This is a genomic window from Phenylobacterium sp. (genome assembly GCF_004799395.1).
GTDB lineage: Bacteria > Pseudomonadota > Alphaproteobacteria > Caulobacterales > Caulobacteraceae > Phenylobacterium.
This window is the reverse complement of record NZ_SSMZ01000113.1, coordinates 1-4,252: the sequence shown is the minus strand read 5'-3', so window position 1 is coordinate 4,252 and position 4,252 is coordinate 1. Positions and strand designations below refer to the sequence as shown.

4 protein-coding genes are annotated in these 4,252 nt (G+C 65.8%); 2 read left to right on the top strand and 2 right to left on the bottom strand.

Annotation, left to right across the window (positions count from 1 at the left end; genetic code table 11):
- Positions 1-164: 164 nt before the first annotated feature.
- Both E8A12_RS07955 and E8A12_RS07950 read right to left on the bottom strand, forming a co-directional pair.
- Positions 165-743 carry a histidine phosphatase family protein gene (locus tag E8A12_RS07955; RefSeq protein WP_363211781.1) on the bottom strand — a complete coding sequence of 193 codons (579 nt, stop codon included), beginning with the start codon at positions 741-743 and terminating at the stop codon, positions 165-167.
- A gap of 5 nt (positions 744-748) precedes the next feature.
- Complete coding sequence (locus tag E8A12_RS07950) at positions 749-2,287, bottom strand: acetyl-CoA acetyltransferase (RefSeq protein WP_293367403.1); 1,539 nt, start codon at positions 2,285-2,287, stop codon at positions 749-751.
- A 226-nt stretch (positions 2,288-2,513) separates the two neighbouring features.
- Between E8A12_RS07950 and E8A12_RS07945 the strand changes: the two genes are divergently transcribed.
- Together E8A12_RS07945 and glnA are read left to right on the top strand one after the other, a co-directional pair.
- A complete protein-coding gene (locus E8A12_RS07945; protein WP_293367401.1) occupies positions 2,514-2,852 on the top strand; it encodes a P-II family nitrogen regulator in 339 nt (112 codons plus the stop codon).
- Positions 2,853-2,891: 39 nt separating this feature from the next.
- On the top strand, positions 2,892-4,252 hold a 1,361-nt coding region (glnA, locus tag E8A12_RS07940), incomplete at its 3' end, for a type I glutamate--ammonia ligase (protein WP_293367399.1).

The window sequence follows — 4,252 nt, the reverse complement described above, 5'->3', positions numbered from 1 at the left end:
CGCCTGCTTGTCGAACCGCGCGCAAACCGCATCGGCGACCGCCGTCCCCGCGCGCTCCATCAGGGTGAGCCCCGGCGTCCCGGCGGCGATCGCCGCCGCATCGGCGTGCGCCATCTCTGCGACGGTGAGTATCTGGCGCACGTTCAAATGCTTATTGCCCCATCCTAAAGAACGCCGGTGGTCGCTTCGCGGCCCTTCTCCACCAAGGTCAGCGTCTCACCATCGGTCTCCAATATGGTGATTGACGCGTGATCCGGGCGGAAAGCCAGCACCTGGGGCACGCCCATCAACTGTGAGACCACGGCGTTGGTCGCCACATAGTGCGAGAAGACCGCGGTGTTCCCTCGCGAAGCCAGGGACGCGGCGATCTCCCGCCGCCAGGCGTCGTAGTCCAAGTCGCCCTCGATCTCCGCCCAGGTCCCGGCGAAGGACTTGCGCAGCCAAGGCCCGCGTTCCTCCGGCGACAGGGCCGCGGGCGTCGGGATTTCGCCGACGCGCGGATCAACCTCTATCTCGACCCCGAGCGCCTCGGCGGTCGGAATGGCGGTCTCGCGGCAGCGGCGCAGCGGCGAGCTCACCACCATGGTGGGCTGCTCATCCGGCGGAAGGGCCATCAGCCAGTCGCGCGCGGCGTTGGCCTGGGCCTGACCGGCTTCGTCCAGCCCCGGATCGTCATCATCGCCGCCCCAGGTGGCGGAGGGCTTGCCGTGTCGGATCAAATAGAGACGCTTCAGATGAGCCATGGGCCTCAATCCGGAATGAACAGGTTGGTCTGGCCGTCGACGCCCGTGCGGACCTGGCCGGGACGGCCCACCTGCTCGCCCTGCTCCAGCCCGGCCAGGGTCTCTGGATCGTTCGGCGTATGGGCGGCGAAGCGTCGGCCGGCCGCATCGCGGCCGATGACGATCCCCATGAACGGTCCCTCGCGGCGGTGGACGACAGTGTAGGTTTCGATGGTGGCCGAGCCTTGCGGCGTCTCCGTGACATCTGGATGTGGCAGGATGTCGATCTCCGCCTGCAGCACCGTGGGATGTTGGCGTTCGAACGGCCGCTGCGGCCGTCGCGCAGAGTAGATTCCGGTCGATTGCTTGGTCAGGTACCAGCCGTTGGCGGTGACCAGGCCGTAGGCCTCAGGCGCCGCGCGGAGCTTGCCCGCCATCACGGCGATCGAGTGCATGGCGTAATTGTTCCCCGGCCCGCCGGCGTAGGGCAACCCGCCGGTCACCGTCAGGCCGCGCGGGTCGTCCAGCGCCAGCCCCAGCTCCTCGGCCCCAATCTCCACAGCCACCGGAAAGCAGGAATAGAGGTCGATGAATCCGATGTCGTCCAGGCGCACGCCGGCCATCTCCAGCGCCCGCTGACCGGTCAGCCGCATGGCGGGGCTGGAATGGAAATTCTGGCGGTCAAGCGGGAACCAGAGGTCGGCAGCGTCGGCGCAACCATGCAGGTAGACCCACTTGTCTTCCGGCACGCCCAGTTCGCGGGCCTTGGCCTCGCTGGCCAGAATCACGCCTGCCGACTGGTCGACCTCCATGATGGCGTTGAGCAGCTTCGGGTACGGGAACCCGATCATCCGGTTCCTGTCGGAGACAGCGACCAGCTCCTCCGCCGTCCGTTCGATCGGGAACCAGGCTTCGGGATTGTGCGCCGCGACCTTGGTGAAGGGCGCGAAAAGCCGGCCCAGCCGCGCCTGGTGGTCGGTCACCGAACGCCCGTCGCGCGCCCTGAGCGCGTTCTCGAAGAGCGGATAACAGTTGATCGGTCGTCCCAGGCCATGGCGCGCCTCGTAAGCGCTGACGCCGTTGCGCGGATCGCCGATCCGCTCCGGCGGCGGCAGGTCGGCGTCTTCGCGCCAATCTTCGAAGCCCAGGCCCTTGGTCAGCCGCTTCATCGCCGAACCCAGGAACTCGCAGCCCACCGCCAGCGCCAGGTCGGTCTCGCCCTTGGCGATCCGCTCGGCCAGGACATTGACCAACTGCTGGGGCGTGTTGCCGCCCATGTGCGAATAGACGGCCCAGTCCGGGGCGGCTCCGATCTGTGTCGCGAGGCTCGCCGGCGGATTGCTGGAATGGGGGATCATACCGCGGTTCGAACCCGGCGCGTCGATGGTGAAGCCCGCGACGGCCAGGGCATCGACGGCCGCCAGGCCCGCCGCGCCGACGCCGGCGTCGGCCGCCGCGCGTTCCGCCGCAATCTTCAGCAGGCTGACCGGTGATGGAGATGTGGACGGATCGCCCCGATAGGTGAATTGGCCCGCTCCAATCAAAACTGGGGTCCTGCCGTCCATGCTTCGCGTGGCCTCCGAGCGTTGCGCCGCGCGATCCTAGGCGCCCGGACCGCCGTCTTGAAGGCATTTCGGCGTTGACTGATTTTTGATCTCGTGGCGCCTGCGTTCTGGGCGCCTGCCGCTTTGGCGTTCGTCCGCCCCTACCCCGCCCGCAAGCGCGCTTGTGAGCCCCCGCCCGGGCATGCTGGGTCGCCTCGACAGTCGGGGGCGGCTGTTTTGAGGACCTATGAAAAAGATCGAAGCCATCATCAAACCGTTCAAGCTCGACGAAGTGAAGGAGGCCCTGCAGGAAATGGGCGTCCAGGGCATGACGGTGATCGAGGCCAAGGGTTACGGGCGCCAGAAGGGCCAGACCGAACTCTACCGTGGCGCGGAGTACGTCGTGGACTTCCTGCCCAAGATCAAGATCGAGGTGGTGATCGGCGACGATCAGCTCAGCCGCGCCCTCGAAGCCATCGCCGCCTCGGCCCGCACCGGCCGCATCGGCGACGGCAAGATCTTCGTTTCTGAAATTCTCGACGTCATGCGCATCCGGACCGGAGAGACCGGAGCCGACGCCGTCTAATCCATCGTCACTCGAGACCACTTCAAGGGGATAAGCACCATGGCGACTTCAGCCAAAGACATCCTGGCCCAGATCAAGGAGAAGGACGTCAAATACGTCGACGTTCGCTTCACCGACATCCGCGGAAAAATGCAGCACGTGACCTTCGACATCGACCTGGTCGATGACGATTTCCTGACCGACGGCACCATGTTCGATGGCTCATCGATCGCCGGCTGGAAGGCCATCAACGAGAGCGACATGAAGCTGCGTCCGGATCTGGACTCGGTGATCATCGACCCGTTCTACCAGCAGACGACCATGGCGATCTTCTGCGACGTGGTGAACCCCGACACGGGCACGCCCTACGAGCGGGACCCGCGCTCGATCGCCAAATCGGCGCTGAACTTCGTAAAGTCGACCGGCGTCGGCGACACGGTCTTCTTCGGCCCGGAAGCCGAGTTCTTCATCTTCGACGACGTGCGCTGGTCGGTTCAGCCGTCCAACACCGGCTATTCCTTCGACTCCGTCGAACTGCCGATCAATTCGGCCAAGGAGTACGAAGAGGGCAACATGGGCCACCGCCCGGGCCCCAAGGGCGGCTATTTCCCGGTGAACCCGGTGGACTCGGCCCAGGACCTGCGCGGCGAGATGCTGGCGGTGATGGGCGAGCTCGGCATGAAGCCGGAAAAGCACCACCACGAGGTGGCGCCGGCCCAGCACGAACTCGGCCTGAAGTTCGACACCATGATCACCATGGCCGACCGGCTGCAGCTCTATAAGTACGTCATCCAGAACGTCGCCCACGCCTACGGCAAGACGGCGACCTTCATGGCCAAGCCGATGTTCGCCGACAACGGCTCAGGCATGCACGTCCACCAGTCGATCTGGGGCGGCGGCAAGCCGCTGTTCGCCGGCGACAAGTACGCGGGGCTCAGCCAGATGTGCCTCTGGTACATCGGCGGGATCATCAAGCACGCCAAGGCGATCAACGCCTTCTCCAACTCCACGACCAACTCCTACAAGCGTCTGGTGCCCGGCTACGAAGCCCCGGTGAAGCTGGCCTACTCGGCCCGCAACCGCTCCGCCTCGATCCGCATCCCGCACACCGACAGCCCCAAGGGCAAGCGCATCGAGTGCCGGTTCCCCGACCCGATGGGCAATCCGTACCTGACCTTCACCGCCCTGCTGATGGCCGGCATGGACGGGATCATCAACCAGATCGATCCGGGCGGCCCGGCCGACAAGAACCTCTACGACCTGCCGCCGCGCGAGCAGAAGAAGATCCCCGAGGTCTGCGGCTCGCTGAAGGAGGCCCTCGACAACCTCGACAAGGACCGCGCCTTCCTGAAAGCCGGTGGCGTCATGAGCGACGACTTCATCGACAGCTACATCGAGCTGAAGATGGAAGAGGTGATGCG

What these genes read in the sequence shown, in the direction of transcription:
- E8A12_RS07955 (WP_363211781.1), bottom strand. Translation starts at nt 743, where the DNA reads ATGGCTCATCTGAAGCGTCTCTATTTGATCCGACACGGCAAGCCCTCC.
- E8A12_RS07950 (WP_293367403.1), bottom strand. Translation starts at nt 2,287, where the DNA reads ATGGACGGCAGGACCCCAGTTTTGATTGGAGCGGGCCAATTCACCTAT.
- E8A12_RS07945 (WP_293367401.1), top strand. Translation starts at nt 2,514, where the DNA reads ATGAAAAAGATCGAAGCCATCATCAAACCGTTCAAGCTCGACGAAGTG.